18 protein-coding genes are annotated in these 15,178 nt (G+C 44.9%); 14 read left to right on the top strand and 4 right to left on the bottom strand.

Annotation, left to right across the window (positions count from 1 at the left end; translation table 11 throughout):
* The 9 genes from rpmD to rplQ all read left to right on the top strand — a co-directional run bounded on the left by rpmD (position 1) and on the right by rplQ (position 5,116).
* Entirely contained in the window at positions 1–177 is a 177-nt protein-coding gene (rpmD, locus tag JKJ11_RS01650; RefSeq protein WP_004410429.1) for a 50S ribosomal protein L30, read from the top strand.
* A gap of 5 nt (positions 178–182) precedes the next feature.
* On the top strand, positions 183–617 hold the full coding sequence (gene rplO / locus JKJ11_RS01655) for a 50S ribosomal protein L15 (RefSeq protein ID WP_006075578.1): 435 nt from the start codon (positions 183–185) through the stop codon (positions 615–617).
* 20 nt (positions 618–637) lie between these two features.
* Complete coding sequence (gene secY / locus JKJ11_RS01660; protein ID WP_006075579.1) at positions 638–1,972, top strand: preprotein translocase subunit SecY; 1,335 nt, start codon at positions 638–640, stop codon at positions 1,970–1,972.
* Positions 1,973–2,011: 39 nt separating this feature from the next.
* Complete coding sequence (gene rpmJ, locus JKJ11_RS01665) at positions 2,012–2,125, top strand: 50S ribosomal protein L36 (RefSeq protein WP_000868186.1); 114 nt, start codon at positions 2,012–2,014, stop codon at positions 2,123–2,125.
* A 148-nt stretch (positions 2,126–2,273) separates the two neighbouring features.
* The gene (gene rpsM / locus JKJ11_RS01670) at positions 2,274–2,630 is read left to right on the top strand and encodes a 30S ribosomal protein S13 (RefSeq protein WP_005450559.1); all 357 of its coding nucleotides are present in this window, start codon (positions 2,274–2,276) and stop codon (positions 2,628–2,630) included.
* Between the two features lie 18 nt (positions 2,631–2,648).
* Entirely contained in the window at positions 2,649–3,038 is a 390-nt protein-coding gene (gene rpsK, locus JKJ11_RS01675; protein WP_001118870.1) for a 30S ribosomal protein S11, read from the top strand.
* 27 nt (positions 3,039–3,065) lie between these two features.
* A complete protein-coding gene (rpsD, locus tag JKJ11_RS01680; RefSeq protein ID WP_031493229.1) occupies positions 3,066–3,686 on the top strand; it encodes a 30S ribosomal protein S4 in 621 nt (206 codons plus the stop codon).
* A gap of 24 nt (positions 3,687–3,710) precedes the next feature.
* Positions 3,711–4,703 carry a DNA-directed RNA polymerase subunit alpha gene (locus tag JKJ11_RS01685; protein ID WP_038228852.1) on the top strand — a complete coding sequence of 331 codons (993 nt, stop codon included), beginning with the start codon at positions 3,711–3,713 and terminating at the stop codon, positions 4,701–4,703.
* 26 nt (positions 4,704–4,729) lie between these two features.
* Positions 4,730–5,116, top strand: a complete 387-nt coding sequence (gene rplQ / locus JKJ11_RS01690; RefSeq protein WP_031493230.1) for a 50S ribosomal protein L17 — start codon at positions 4,730–4,732, stop codon at positions 5,114–5,116.
* A gap of 98 nt (positions 5,117–5,214) precedes the next feature.
* Here the strand turns inward: rplQ and JKJ11_RS01695 are convergent, their stop codons facing one another.
* Positions 5,215–5,688, bottom strand: coding sequence for a DUF2780 domain-containing protein (locus JKJ11_RS01695; RefSeq protein ID WP_252038668.1), 474 nt, complete (start codon positions 5,686–5,688; stop codon positions 5,215–5,217).
* Positions 5,689–5,779: 91 nt separating this feature from the next.
* Positions 5,780–6,403, bottom strand: coding sequence for a BamJ family beta-barrel-assembly machinery protein (gene bamJ / locus JKJ11_RS01700; protein WP_062462312.1), 624 nt, complete (start codon positions 6,401–6,403; stop codon positions 5,780–5,782).
* Between the two features lie 211 nt (positions 6,404–6,614).
* Here bamJ and JKJ11_RS01705 point away from each other — a divergent pair, with 211 nt between their 5' ends.
* Positions 6,615–7,211: a LysM-like peptidoglycan-binding domain-containing protein gene (locus JKJ11_RS01705; RefSeq protein ID WP_252038669.1), complete on the top strand. Its 597-nt coding sequence runs from the start codon at positions 6,615–6,617 to the stop codon at positions 7,209–7,211.
* A gap of 57 nt (positions 7,212–7,268) precedes the next feature.
* Here JKJ11_RS01705 and JKJ11_RS01710 read toward each other — a convergent pair whose 3' ends face one another.
* Positions 7,269–7,721: a GNAT family N-acetyltransferase gene (locus JKJ11_RS01710; protein ID WP_252038670.1), complete on the bottom strand. Its 453-nt coding sequence runs from the start codon at positions 7,719–7,721 to the stop codon at positions 7,269–7,271.
* 90 nt (positions 7,722–7,811) lie between these two features.
* Positions 7,812–9,773, bottom strand: coding sequence for a 2',3'-cyclic-nucleotide 2'-phosphodiesterase (cpdB, locus tag JKJ11_RS01715; RefSeq protein ID WP_006073211.1), 1,962 nt, complete (start codon positions 9,771–9,773; stop codon positions 7,812–7,814).
* A 318-nt stretch (positions 9,774–10,091) separates the two neighbouring features.
* Here cpdB and cobA point away from each other — a divergent pair, with 318 nt between their 5' ends.
* The 4 genes from cobA to JKJ11_RS01735 all read left to right on the top strand — a co-directional run bounded on the left by cobA (position 10,092) and on the right by JKJ11_RS01735 (position 15,173).
* Positions 10,092–10,967, top strand: a complete 876-nt coding sequence (cobA, locus tag JKJ11_RS01720; protein ID WP_252038671.1) for a uroporphyrinogen-III C-methyltransferase — start codon at positions 10,092–10,094, stop codon at positions 10,965–10,967.
* 70 nt (positions 10,968–11,037) lie between these two features.
* The gene (gene cysD / locus JKJ11_RS01725) at positions 11,038–11,946 is read left to right on the top strand and encodes a sulfate adenylyltransferase subunit CysD (RefSeq protein ID WP_006073216.1); all 909 of its coding nucleotides are present in this window, start codon (positions 11,038–11,040) and stop codon (positions 11,944–11,946) included.
* Positions 11,947–11,964: 18 nt separating this feature from the next.
* A complete protein-coding gene (cysN, locus tag JKJ11_RS01730; protein ID WP_088876604.1) occupies positions 11,965–13,377 on the top strand; it encodes a sulfate adenylyltransferase subunit CysN in 1,413 nt (470 codons plus the stop codon).
* A gap of 71 nt (positions 13,378–13,448) precedes the next feature.
* A complete protein-coding gene (locus JKJ11_RS01735) occupies positions 13,449–15,173 on the top strand; it encodes an SLC13 family permease (RefSeq protein ID WP_038228867.1) in 1,725 nt (574 codons plus the stop codon).
* Positions 15,174–15,178 lie beyond the last annotated feature (5 nt).

A 15,178-nucleotide genomic window follows, 5' to 3' on the forward strand; every position in this document is an offset into this window, starting at 1 on the left:
ATGGCAACTATCAAAGTAACTCAAACTAAGAGCTCAATTGGTCGCCTACCTAAGCACAAAGCGTGTCTAAAGGGTCTTGGCCTTCGTAAAATCAACCACACAGTAGAACTTGAAGATACTCCGTGCGTACGCGGTATGATCAACAAGGTTTACTACATGGTTAAAGTTGAGGAGTAATCAGAATGCGTTTGAATACTCTATCACCGGCTGCGGGTTCTAAGCCTTCTAAGAAGCGCGTAGGTCGTGGTATCGGTTCTGGCCTAGGTAAAACTGGTGGCCGTGGTCACAAAGGCCAAAAATCACGCTCTGGCGGCAGTGTTCGTCCAGGCTTCGAAGGCGGTCAAATGCCTTTGAAACAGCGTCTACCTAAATTCGGTTTCACTTCTCGTAAGAGCCTAGTGTCTGCTGAAGTTCGTCTAGCTGAGCTAGCGAAAGTAACTGGTGATGTTGTTGACCTAAACAGCCTTAAAGCAGCTAACGTTATCACTAAGAACATCGAATTTGTAAAAGTTGTTCTTTCAGGTGAAATCAACAAAGCTGTGACTGTTAAAGGTCTACGCGTGACTAAAGGCGCTAAAGCTGCAATCGAAGCTGCAGGCGGTAAAATCGAGGATTAATCTCGAGGGACGAGGTACAGATGGCTAAGAAACCAGGACAAGATTTTAGTAGTGCTAAGAGCGGCTTAAACGAACTCAAGTCGCGCCTTTTATTTGTAATTGGTGCACTTTTAGTGTTCCGCGCTGGCTCTTTTGTGCCGATTCCTGGTATTGACGCGGCTGTACTTGCCGATTTGTTCGAACAGCAAAAAGGTACCATCGTAGAAATGTTTAACATGTTCTCCGGTGGTGCATTAGAGCGTGCATCTATTTTAGCACTGGGCATCATGCCGTATATTTCGGCTTCGATTGTTGTCCAGTTGCTAACTGTAGTTCATCCAGCGTTAGCCGAGCTCAAGAAAGAGGGTGAGGCAGGGCGTCGTAAGATTAGCCAATATACGCGTTATGGTACGCTTGTACTTGCAACATTCCAGGCAATAGGTATCGCAACTGGCCTTCCAAACATGGTCAATAATCTGGTTGTTATCAACCAAACCATGTTTACGCTAATTGCTACCGTAAGTTTAGTAACTGGTACCATGTTCTTAATGTGGTTAGGTGAACAAATTACAGAGCGTGGAATCGGTAATGGTATTTCCATTCTGATCTTTGCAGGTATTGTTGCTGGATTGCCTTCGGCAATCGGTCAAACAATCGAGCAAGCGCGTCAAGGTGAACTGCACGTACTTCTTCTGCTGTTGATTGCTGTACTTGCTTTCGCAGTTATTTACTTTGTGGTCTTTATGGAGCGTGGTCAACGTCGTATCGTCGTTAACTATGCAAAACGCCAACAAGGCCGTAAAGTGTTTGCTGCACAAAGCACGCACCTACCGTTGAAAATCAACATGGCAGGTGTTATTCCAGCAATCTTTGCATCAAGTATTATCCTGTTCCCAGGAACATTGGCTCAATGGTTTGGCCAAAATGGTGAGAGCAGCGCGTTCGGTTGGTTAACTGACGTGTCATTGGCTCTTAGCCCAGGTCAACCGTTGTATGTAATGCTTTATGCTGCAGCGATTATATTCTTCTGTTTCTTCTACACGGCGTTGGTATTCAACCCGCGTGAAACAGCAGATAACTTGAAGAAGTCTGGTGCGTTCGTACCCGGCATCCGCCCAGGTGAGCAGACAGCTAAGTATATTGATAAAGTAATGACTAGACTTACCCTTGCAGGTGCTCTATATATTACCTTTATCTGTCTGATTCCCGAGTTCATGATGGTCGCGTGGAACGTTCGTTTCTACTTCGGCGGTACTTCACTACTAATCGTAGTGGTAGTAATTATGGACTTTATGGCACAGGTACAGACTCATCTGATGTCACAACAGTATGATTCTGTGTTGAAAAAAGCAAATCTGAAAGGTTACGGCCGTTAATCCGGCGGTAGTCTCAGATTTCATTTACGGAGTTTAGCAATGAAAGTTCGTGCTTCCGTTAAAAAAATCTGCCGTAACTGCAAAGTTATCAAGCGCAACGGTGTTGTGCGTGTTATCTGCAGTGAGCCAAAGCACAAACAGCGCCAAGGCTAATTAAGCAGAAATTTTTACTTGAAATTAAAGGTATGGTCGAGTATATTCCTCGGCCTACCTTTTGCGTGCAAAAGAAGTAGCACTCCGCAGCGTATCCATAACGGGCTTTGCTGCGGCTATTCTTTTTAAGAAACACTAGGAGTGAATAATGGCCCGTATAGCAGGCATTAACATTCCTGATCAAAAACACGCTGTAATCGCACTAACTGCGATCTACGGCATCGGTAAAACTCGCTCTCAAGCTATCCTAGCTGAAGTGGGTATTGCTGAAGATGTTAAGATCAGTGAACTAACTGAAGAGCAGATCGATCAACTGCGTGATGGTGTAGCTAAGTACACTGTAGAAGGTGATCTACGTCGTGAAGTATCAATGAACATCAAGCGTCTTATGGACCTTGGCTGTTACCGTGGTCTTCGTCATCGTCGCAGTCTACCACTACGTGGACAGCGTACTAAAACCAACGCTCGCACCCGTAAGGGTCCGCGTAAGCCGATCAAGAAATAATCGGGAAGGTAGAGTACAATGGCTAAACAACCAACTCGCGCTCGTAAGCGCGTACGCAAGCAAGTTGCAGATGGCGTTGCGCACATCCATGCTTCTTTCAATAACACAATCGTAACTATCACTGACCGTCAAGGTAACGCTCTAGCATGGGCTACTGCAGGTGGTTCAGGTTTCCGCGGTTCTCGTAAGTCTACTCCGTTCGCTGCACAGGTTGCTGCTGAGCGTTGTGCTGAAATGGCTAAAGAATACGGTCTTAAGAACTTGGAAGTTATGGTTAAGGGTCCAGGTCCAGGTCGTGAATCTACTGTTCGCGCACTGAACGCTGCTGGTTTCCGCATCACGAACATCGTTGACGCGACACCAATCCCTCATAACGGTTGTCGTCCACCTAAGAAACGTCGCGTATAACGTTTCTAGGATAATTGGAGAAGAATCATGGCAAGATATTTGGGTCCTAAGCTGAAGCTTAGCCGTCGCGAAGGTACTGACTTATTCCTTAAGTCTGGTGTACGCGCGATCGATACCAAGTGTAAAATTGATAACGCACCAGGTGTACACGGCGCTCGTCGCGGTCGTCTATCTGAGTATGGCGTTCAGCTTCGTGAGAAGCAAAAAGTTCGTCGTATCTACGGCGTTCTAGAAAAACAATTCCGTAACTACTACAAAGAAGCAGCTCGCCTTAAAGGCAACACTGGTGAAAACCTACTTCAGCTTCTTGAAGGTCGTCTAGATAACGTAGTTTACCGCATGGGCTTTGGCGCAACTCGCGCAGAAGCACGTCAGCTAGTTAGCCACAAAGCTATCCTAGTTAACGGTAAAGTTGTAAACGTTCCTTCTTTCAAAGTTGCGGCTAACGACGTTGTTTCTATCCGCGAGAAAGCTAAACAGCAAGCTCGTATTAAAGCGGCTCTAGAAGTTGCTGAACAACGTGAAAAACCAACTTGGATTGAAGTAGATGCTGGCAAGATGGAAGGTACATTCAAGCGTATGCCTGAGCGTTCAGATCTATCTGCTGACATTAACGAACACTTGATCGTCGAGCTTTACTCTAAGTAAGGTTTAAACTAAAGAGAGGACACAATGCAGGGTTCTGTAACAGAATTTCTTAAGCCACGTCTTGTTGACATCGAACAGATCAGCACGACACACGCAAAAGTAACTCTTGAGCCATTAGAGCGTGGCTTTGGTCACACTCTAGGTAATGCACTTCGCCGTATTTTACTTTCGTCTATGCCAGGTTGTGCAGTGACAGAAGTTGAAATCGAAGGCGTTCTGCACGAGTACAGCACTAAAGAAGGCGTTCAAGAGGATATCCTTGAGATACTTCTAAACTTGAAAGGCCTAGCTGTTCGCGTCGCGGAAGGCAAAGATGAAGTGTTTATTACACTGAACAAATCAGGCTCAGGCCCTGTTGTTGCAGGTGACATCACCCATGATGGTGATGTAGAGATCGCTAACCCAGAACACGTTATTTGTCACCTAACGGATGACAACGCTGAGATTTCTATGCGAATCAAAGTTGAACGTGGTCGTGGTTACGTTCCAGCTTCAGCTCGTATCCATACTGAAGAAGATGAGCGTCCAATCGGTCGTTTGCTTGTTGACGCAACTTACAGCCCAGTAGACAAAATTGCCTACGCTGTAGAAGCGGCACGTGTTGAGCAGCGTACTGACTTAGACAAGCTTGTTATCGATATGGAAACGAACGGTACTCTAGAACCTGAGGAAGCTATCCGTCGCGCAGCTACTATCCTAGCTGAGCAATTGGATGCATTCGTAGATCTTCGTGATGTACGTGTTCCTGAGGAGAAGGAAGAGAAGCCGGAGTTCGATCCTATTCTACTGCGTCCTGTAGACGATCTTGAACTAACAGTTCGCTCTGCTAACTGTCTAAAAGCAGAAGCGATTCACTACATCGGTGATCTTGTACAGCGTACTGAGGTTGAGCTACTTAAAACGCCAAACCTTGGTAAAAAATCTCTTACTGAGATTAAAGACGTACTTGCATCACGTGGTCTTTCTCTGGGCATGCGCCTAGAAAATTGGCCACCAGCGTCTATCGCTGAAGATTAATCGATACTAGTTAGAAGGATTAGGTCATGCGCCATCGTAAGAGTGGTCGTCAACTCAACCGCAACAGCAGCCATCGCAAAGCGATGTTCAGCAATATGGCTAGCTCTCTTGTACGTCATGAAGTAATCAAGACTACATTGCCTAAAGCAAAAGAGCTACGTCGCGTAGTTGAGCCTTTGATTACACTAGCTAAGACTGACAGTGTTGCTAACCGTCGTCTAGCATTTGCACGTACTCGTGATAACGAAGTAGTTGCGAAACTATTCAACGAACTAGGTCCACGTTTTGCTGCTCGTCAGGGCGGTTACACTCGTATCCTAAAAGCTGGCTTCCGTGCTGGTGATAAAGCTCCAATGGCTTACATTGAGCTTGTAGATCGCCCAGAAGCATCTGAAGAAGCTGCTGCTGAGTAATCAGTAGGTTCGTAAGAACTGAAAAGCCGAGCATTTATGCTCGGCTTTTTTGTATCTATAGAATTTGCTATCGATAGAACATCGCGTAGCAATGTTGCCTATTCCTGCCATAAGCCACTCAACGAGTTCATTAAGCCACTGCTCGCGCCTTGTGTGCCCAGATAATCCAATATTACTGGCGTGAATTGGGAGATCAAAGCTGGGTCCAATCCTACTGATGCAAAGGCATTTTTAACACTTTCCATATTCTCTACTGAACTGAGTAAACCACTATTTGTGAGTGAACTTAGCCCTGGAATTAGTGAATTCAATTCACTCCCTTGTCCTGAGCCCAACTGATTTTTAGCTAGAGAAAGCAGCGCACCAGTGCCTGTTGCTGCCTGTTGTGGTGAAATCGACAGCTCTTTAACTAAGTTGTCGACAACTGGTGAGTTAGTTTGAGCCAATTGAGAGGCGCTATTTAATAGACTACTCGCAGAGTCAGAACTAACGCCAGATATATCGAATTCGGCGTAGCTATTGAATGAGAAGGTGGTAGTTATCGCTAAGGTTAAAATCACACTTTTAGTCATGCTTTGTCCTATTAATTACTGATAGTTAAAGCATAGCGTAAAAAAAAGCAGCGCTTAATAGCACTGCTTTAGATTCAATTTAAATGTGACATTACGCCAGAATGTCTAGAAGCTCTACTTCAAATACAAGAGCAGCGAATGGAGGGATAGCAGCACCAGCGCCACGCTCACCATATGCTAGGTCTTGAGGGATGTATAGTTTCCACTTAGAACCTACAGGCATTAGTTGAAGTGCTTCAACCCAACCTTTAATTACGCCAGTCACAGGGAACTCTGCAGGCTGACCGCGAGATACTGAGCTGTCGAAGACAGTACCGTCTGTTAGTTCACCGTGATAGTGAACACGTACTGTGTTCTCTGCCGTTGGTACTGTACCAGTACCTTCAGTAATTACTTCGTATTGAAGACCAGACTCAAGAACAGTTACTTCTGAACGTAGAGCGTTGTCTTTTAGGAAAGCTTCGCCGTCTGCTGCCGCTGCTTTCGCCGCTTCTTGACGAGCTGATTCTGCACGAGTGTGAAGCTCTTGAAGAGCTGCATTGATTGCGTCGATTTCGATTTCTGGCATGTCACCAGTTAGCGCAGTTGCAATGCCTTTAGCGATTGCGTCTACGTTTAGGCCTTCAAGGCCGCTACCTGCAAGTTGTTGGCCCATTTGTAGACCAATACCATAGCTTGCTTTCTGTTCTACAGTTTCTAATTTCACGTCAGACATGACGGTCTCTCTTGCTATTCGAATGAAGGTGAAAGGATACCAGTTCTAGTGTGAAACCGAAACGCTCTAACCAACTTTTACTAATTAATTCGTTTTCGTTGTTAAAGTTGTGACATTTGACTGCTATAAAAGGTAATTCCTGCGATTTTCCTATACTCTAAACGCAGGTTTTTTTAAACTGAAGCGGTTGTTTATTAGGAGACGGAATGTAATGAATCGTCGTCAAAGAAAGAAGCAAAAAGTTGACCACGTTCAAGTGCTAAAGGACAAATGGCAGGCTCTCGACTTTTCGAGCTTAAAGAAAATAAATAAGCCTGATGTTTCACAATGGACGTCAAAAATTAAGGCGTTCTGGATGAGACTTCCACGTCTTCATCGACGTCTATTAAGCGTTCTAATTCCTCTATTGGTGGTATTACTACTCATCCCAACCAAAAAGAACGAACCCGCTCAAGCGACTCAGTCCAATCAGCGAATCGCTGTAAGTGTTAATACCGAGTCTCTTAGCGAACAACCCTCCAGCGTACAGTCTGAGCAGTTAGTAGAAACCAATTGGCGTGAGTATACCGTCAAAAAAGGTGACACACTGGCGCAGGTGTTTCGTAAAAACCAGTTATCTATGGCCGACCTGAATTCGTTAGCAAGAATAGAAGGAAGCGACAAACCGTTAAGTCGTATTAAGCAAGGTCAGTTGATTCGGTTCAAATTCAGCCCAGAAGGTAATCTAGATATTCTACAAATTGAACGTGGCGATCAGTCCATCATGTTCTTTAGACTATCAGATGGAGGCTTCGGTCGTAGTAAGTGACAACGAAGTAATTAAGAGCAATTCAATAAACAAAGGGGCCTATATTGGCCCCTTTGTTTATTTTAGAAGTTTCATATCTATATGGGGGATATCGTCTTCCATATACTCTTCAGAGCAAGCTTCAAAACCGTGTCGCGAATAATATTTTTGTAGATGAGATTGTGCGCCAATCTTTATGGTTTCATTAGGCCAAAGACGCTGGCACTCCTGCTTGGCTTGAACAATGAGATCATGACCAAGTCCGCCACCTCTATGTGACGCTTTAGTTGCGACTCTACCGATACTTACATAGTCGTATGTAGTGCCTTTGGGTAATAGTCTTGCACATGCGACAAGAGTGTCGCCATCATAGCCCATTAAATGATGAACTCCGTTAACTTGGTCATGATTATCCAACTCAGGGTAAGGGCAGGTTTGCTCTACGACAAACACGTCGACTCGAAGCTTCAACAGTTCATACAACTCAAGTGTGGTTAGCTGGGTAAAGGTTTTAGTGTTCCAATTAATCATAGTTCTCACTTGTCACTGTTTTTTCTTAGACTAAACGGACAGCAAAAAAAAAGCCACGCATTATGCGTGGCTTAATATCGATTAACTTAATTATTTTTGTAGATCGATTTGGTAAACCGCGAAACCGACATCATCAGTAGCGACTTTCTTCATTGGATATTGACCTTTGTCCTTGATGAACTGTGCCGCTTTATCCGATGGTGATGTTTCAAAACGAACATCTAATGCAACATCCGCTTTGATCGGAGCAAAACGCCAGTTGTTATCTGCGCTTGGTGTGACTTCACCTTTTTCTTGGCTAACTTTAGAGATGTAGTTGGCCACGATAGTACGGTTTTCATCCGGTGAATCAAACGCAATAAAGTCACTGCCTGTACCTGGGAACTTGTTGCTGTATGCACGGTAGTTATTAGTCGCAATGATAAAGGTTTGTTTCATGTCGATTGGTTTACCTTTGTAGGTAAGATCTACGATTCGCTCACTGTTACCGTCAAGTAGTTTGCAGTTACCATCATAACGAGCAGGCTTACTGACATCGACCTGGTAGTTTACCCCGTCCATAACATCAAAGTTATAAGTGCGGAAACCATCCCAATCGATAAGCGATTGAGGCTGGCTTGATGTCACATCAATTTGCTTGAATTGGCCAGCAGAGCACTCAAGCCACTCTTTGACTTCTTTACCGGTTACTTTCAGAGCAACTAGTGTATTTGGATAGAGATAAAGGTCGGCTGCGTTACGGAATGTAAGCTGACCTGACTCTACTTCAGTGAAGTTTGCTGGGTCATTTTTACGACCACCGGCTTTAAATGGAGCTGCAGCAGAAAGTACCGGTAAACCATCTAGGTCCGGATCACCTTGAATCATGGTCTCTACATAGTCTTTTTGCGCTAAGTTGACGATTTGAACCGTAGGATCATCCTGAACTAGAGCAAGGAAGCTGTACATCACGTCATTCGCTTTACCAATAGGTTGATTAACGAAGTCGCGTGTTGCATTGTGATCTTCTTTGACTGCGCTAACGATGCCTTTATCAGCGTCAACAAGTGGTTTCTTATTGGTAGCGTCGAAAATAGGGCGTGCTTCTGTTTGCGCTTCCGCGACTTTCCAGCTATCGCCATCTTGTTCTAACACAAGATCCATCACACCGACGTGGCTACCCCAACGGCCAGGCATAACCGCTGCAACACCGTTAATTGTACCTTTTTGGTTATCAACGCCTTGAATATTGTCAAAACCTTTACCAGGGAATACGGCATGAGAGTGACCAAATGCAATGGCATCAATACCGTCTACTTCAGATAAGTAATAGGTCGAGTTTTCTGCGCCAGCTTTGTAAGGGTCACTTGATACGCCAGAGTGAGGAATCGCAACAATAATGTCTGCGCCTTCCTTTTTCATTTGAGGGACGAGCTTTTCAGCGGTTTCTTTAATGTCTTTGGCGAAAACTTTACCTTCTAAGTTCTTCTTATCCCATACCATGATTTGTGGTGGAACAAAGCCGATATAACCAACTTTAACTTCGTGAGCATTGCCATCAGTGTCTTTGAAGGTGTGTGTTTTGATTAAATAAGGCTTGAAGTAGTGTTCGCCCGTTTTCTTATCAAATACGTTAGCGCTGACGTACGGGAAGTTAGCACCTTCCAATGTTGTCGCTAAAAACTCTAGACCGTAGTTAAACTCGTGGTTACCGATGTTACCCACATCGTAGTCTAATTGATTCATCGCTTTATAGACTGGATGTGTTTCACCAGGCTTGATGCCCTTAGACGCCATATAATCGCCCATCGGACTACCTTGAATAAGGTCACCGTTATCAACGAGAACACTGTTCGTTACTTCATTACGCGCTTCTTTTACTAGTGTGGCAGCTCGAGCTAAACCAATCTTCTGAGTTGGCTTATCTTTGTAATAGTCATAGTCCATGACATTGGTGTGAATGTCAGTTGTTTCGATAATTCGGAGCTTAATTTCATCTGCCATTGCTGGGCCCGCCATCGCTAGCATGCCACCAAGAACTGCAATTGAAATAGGTTTCACTGCCACTTTCATCTTCATATCCTTTGTAGGGGTAATTGATTTTAAACTTGCTAAGTGTAGCAATTTGTTGTGTAAGAAAGTTTACGTATACATAAAAAGTGTGATCTTAAATGCACGCTCAAGTGCAATCTGATACTCATCTCGCAACTTTTGTTTCAAGCCTAGTTCCATTCGTCAAAACCGGGCGGAAGATGGATCAAAAATTCACATTGTTCTGCGCTAATAAAATCTTCTTAGTGACTTTTGGAATAAAAAATGAAATTTTAGAATTTCAGGTAATATAGAGGAGTGGTCATAATGCCATCATTCGACTAGCGAAGGATTGTTATTATGGATTCGTCTCAACCACTCCCAACGGGCAAGGTAGCCACACCAACTTTGGTGAGCAGTTATCGTAAGCCCAAGTTGCCAAGTTCAATATTACGAGCGGGTGAAGTTGCGCTAATTGGTGCAGGCCCTGGCGATCCTGAACTACTGACCCTGAAGGCTCTCAATCTACTTCAACAAGCGGATGTCGTACTTTACGACTATCTGGTTTCTGATGAAATCATGGAGTTGGTTCCAGAAAGTACCATTTTAGTTTGCGTAGGTAAGCGTGCTGGTCATCACAGTGTTCCGCAAGAGAAGACCAATCAATTATTGGTAGAGTTTGCGCAAAGTGGACATAAGGTCGCACGTATTAAAGGTGGTGACCCCTTCGTATTTGGTCGCGGCGGCGAAGAGCTGCAGGTACTCGCGGCAGCAAGCATCCAATTTCAAGTTATTCCTGGTATCACGGCAGCGGCAGGTGCGACAGCGTATGCAGGCATTCCGCTTACTCATCGCGACTACGCGCAATCTGCATTATTTGTTACAGGACATCTAAAGCCTGACGCTGATGATATGGATTGGTCAACCCTAGCTAGGGGTAACCAAACGCTTGTCATCTATATGGGACTGATGAAGTCCGACTACATACAGCAGCAACTGCTTGCGCACGGTCGTAGTAACGCCGTTCCAGTCGCAATTATTGAACGTGGGACTCAGCGCTCACAAAAAGTGTTGCGTGGCCAGTTATCGAATTTACCTGAGTTAGCGCAACAGGCTGAATCACCGGCACTTATTGTTGTAGGAGAAGTCGTCTCTCTTGCTGACGAGCTATCGTGGTTTGAGCGAGAGCATGATGAGGTTCAGCCAAACCAACGAGTCGCAAGTCAGCGCGCCTAATCACAGTCATTATTGAATCAGTCTTGTGTTGGTCACAGTGTGGCCGACATAGAAAAAGGAAGCACAACACATGGACCAAGAAAGACTCACACACCTAAAACAATTGGAAGCCGAAAGCATCCATATCATCCGAGAAGTGGCTGCCGAATTTGATAATCCAGTCATGATGTACTCCATCGGCAAAGACTCTTCTGTCATGCTGCATTTAGCTCGCAAAGCATTTTATCCCGGAAAAATCCCATTTCCGTTGCTGCATGTTGATACCGATTGGAAATTCAAAGAAATGATCGAATTTCGCGATCGCACTGCAGAGAAATATGGATTTGAGCTTTTGGTTCACAAGAATCCAGAAGGGCTTGCGATGGGGTGCAGTCCATTTGTACACGGATCTTCAAAGCACACCGATATCATGAAAACACAGGGACTTAAGCAAGCGTTAAATAAATATGGTTTTGATGCAGCGTTTGGTGGTGCAAGACGTGATGAGGAGAAATCGCGAGCTAAGGAGCGTGTCTACTCTTTCCGTGACAAAAACCATACTTGGGACCCTAAAAACCAACGACCAGAGCTGTGGAAAACCTATAACGGTCAAATCAATAAAGGGGAAAGCATTCGTGTATTCCCACTATCTAACTGGACTGAGCTTGATATTTGGCAATACATCTACTTAGAGAATATCGAAATCGTTCCACTTTATCTTGCAGCCCCGCGTCCCGTTGTCGAGCGTGATGGCATGCTGATCATGGTTGATGATGATCGCATGGAGATTGGTTCTGATGAGACTGTGGAACATAAGAGCGTACGCTTTAGAACATTGGGTTGCTATCCATTAACGGGGGCCGTTGAATCGGAAGCAAATACACTGACAGGCATCATAGAAGAAATGTTAGTGGCCACATCCAGTGAGCGACAAGGGCGAGCGATCGACCACGATCAGTCAGGATCGATGGAGCTTAAGAAACGTCAAGGCTACTTTTAAGGATCGAAGGAACAGATTATGAATAGCGCAGTAGAAGCACAACTTGCTGAACTAGGTATTGAAGGCTACCTGAATCAGCATCAACACAAATCTTTACTCCGATTCCTGACATGCGGTTCGGTTGATGATGGCAAGAGTACTTTAATTGGCCGTTTACTCCACGACTCTAAGCAAATCTATGAAGATCAATTGGCGGCCGTTCACTCTGATAGTCAACGAGTGGGAACAACGGGTGAGAAGCCTGATTTGGCCTTATTGGTTGATGGTCTGCAAGCAGAGCGCGAACAAGGTATTACCATCGATGTAGCTTACCGTTATTTCTCAACTCAGAAACGAAAATTCATTATTGCCGATACGCCAGGGCACGAACAATACACTCGTAACATGGCGACCGGTGCGTCGACCTGTGATCTTGCAGTTATCTTGATCGATGCTCGAAAAGGAGTATTGGATCAGACGCGTCGTCATTCGTTTATTTCGAGCTTGTTGGGTCTTAAGCACTTTATCGTTGCGGTTAATAAAATGGACCTAGTGGACTTCTCTCAGCAGCGTTACGAAGCAATTCGTGATGAATACCTAACGTTTTCGGAAAACTTAGGCAAAGACATCAATATCCAGATGATTCCTATCTCTGCTCTAGAAGGCGATAACGTGGTCGACTTGAGCAACAACATGGATTGGTATCAAGGAGAGCCACTGCTTGATCTGCTAGAAAAAGTCGATATCGACCAAGAGAAGCAGAATGGAGATTTCCGATTCCCAGTGCAATATGTGAATAGACCTAACCTCGATTTTCGCGGTTTTGCTGGCACCATTGGTTCAGGCGAAATACAGGTTGGCGATGAAATCAAAGCACTACCTTCTGGGAAAACATCACGTGTAGAACGTATTGTGACGTTCGATGGTGATTTGCCTCGCGCATTTGCTGGTCAAGCAGTAACGCTGACTTTAAGTGATGAGATCGATATTAGTCGCGGTGACTTGATTGTAAAACAAGACGCGAAAGTGGTGTCGTCAAATCGTCTGCTTGCTGATGTGGTTTGGATGACTGATGAGCCTTTGGCTGCAGGTAAAAGCTATGACATCAAGATTGCAGGTAAGAAAACTCAGGGCCAGCTAGAAGGTGTTCGTCATCAATATGACATTAATACACTGAAGTCTTTTGATACTGACGCTTTGCCTCTCAACGGTATTGGTTTATGTGAGTGGTCACTTACAGAGTCAGTTGCGGTAGATAGTTATGATGCGGTGCAAGATACCGGTGGTTTTATTGTTATCGACCGACTCACTAATGTCACAGTAGGTGCAGGCTTGGTTCGTGAAGCATTAGCTGAAGAACAACGTTCACCTCAAGAGCGCATGGGGGCATTTGAGAAAGAACTGAAAGCACTCATTATGAAGCACTTCCCTGAGTGGGATGCCAATATCTAACGTCTTAGTTAGTTGGAACCATTGTGACGTGAAATCAATGTAACGTAGCATTAAGCAGTAGGGAGAAGGATATGTGGGAACAAGGAGTAGTGCTAGCATTGTTGATGTCTATCATTGCTTGCTTGATCGCGACCCAGATAAAACCGAGCCTTATCTTTGCTGGTGCTGCGTTTATCGCGTTTATTTCCGGTATGTTAGAGCTCAATGCGATAGCGACCAATTTTACGAATTCGTCGCTATTAACATTGGTGCTACTGATTCTTTCATCCGCCGCGTTAGAAAAAACGCGATTGATCAGTTGGGTCAGTCGTTCCATTGCTACAGGCCGTTTAGGCTCAGTGGTGGCAAAGCTTGGGGTCTCTACGGCTTTGCTCTCTTCTTTTACCAACAATACCGCTGTTGTTGTGTCATTAATTGGCGCTATTAAGCGCAACCAGCGTCATGCCCCTTCAAAGCTGCTTATTCCTTTATCTTATGCGGCTATCCTTGGAGGCACACTGACGCTAATTGGTACTTCTACCAACCTTATAATCAATAGCTTCGTCGAAGATGTGGGCTTACCCAGTTTGGACTTTTTCGCACCAACTTGGATAGGACTTAGTGTCTTAGTCGGTGGAGTATTGGTACTGATTCCATTAAGTTATCTTCTGCCTAATTATGATGATGCGAATCAAGATGATTTGCCCTACTTTTTGGAAGCTCGAGTGGAGCCTGGCTCACCACTAGTGGGACGAAGTATCGCAGAGAACAATCTCAGGGCATTACGAAAGTTGTTTTTGGCCGAAGTGGTACGAGATGGTGAAACTCTGGCTTCAGTTGACCCTAACTTTGTCCTTCAAGCTAAGGATCGTCTGCTGTTTTGTGGTGATGTGGAAAGTGTTGCTACTCTTCAAGAAATTCAGGGTTTGACGTTTTTCGGGCAGCACCATCTCAACGGACAGAACCTATTGGAAGTGGTGGTCAGCTCATCGGCGACCTTCTGTAATAACACGCTTAAATCGAGCCATTTTCGTGACCGTTTTGATGCGGTTGTGGTGGCTATTCGGCGTGGTCATGAACGACTGGAAGGTGGTCTCGGCAATATTATCTTACAGGCCGGAGATACATTGGTGTTGGCGCCTGGTAAAGGGTTCGAACAGGCTCGTCGCCAACATCGAAAAGAGTTTGTGCTGGTCAATGACTTAGATTCCAGTGCCAAACTTGATTTTGCTAAATCGAGTTACGTGCTGCTTGGTTTTGTTGCTGTGATTGCGTTAGCACTCACTCACATTCTCCCCATAATTAAGGGGCTAGCACTGTATCTAATTGCCGTTCTGGCCTTTGGCATCGTTAATATCGGCGAGCTAAGGCGTCGCTTTCCGGTCGACATTGTGGTGATTGTTGGCTCGGCGTTGTCTATCGCGCAGTTGATGATATCTACTGGCCTCTCTGAGCGAATGGGAGCGATGTTTATCGAGCTATTCAATGGTTGGGGAGTATTTGGAGCGTTAGTGGCTACTTACTTGGTGACACTTATCCTAACCGAATTGGTGACCAATAATGCAGCCGCGGCATTGGCGTTTCCCATTGGCTACAGTATGGCGGTCGGCTACGGCGTTGATCCCATGCCTTTCATAATGGCTGTGCTGTTTGGTGCGAGCGCGAGTTTTATCTCTCCTTATGGTTATCAGACTAATCTACTGGTTTATAGCGTTGGTAATTACCAACTGAAAGATTACATGAGAATTGGGATACCTATCTCTATTGTCTATTCCGTTTTGGTATTGGCACTTATTCCCTATTTCTTCCCGTTTTAAGTATT

Origin of the sequence: Vibrio sp. SCSIO 43133 (genome assembly GCF_023716845.1) — a bacterium.
Lineage (GTDB): Bacteria > Pseudomonadota > Gammaproteobacteria > Enterobacterales > Vibrionaceae > Vibrio > Vibrio mediterranei.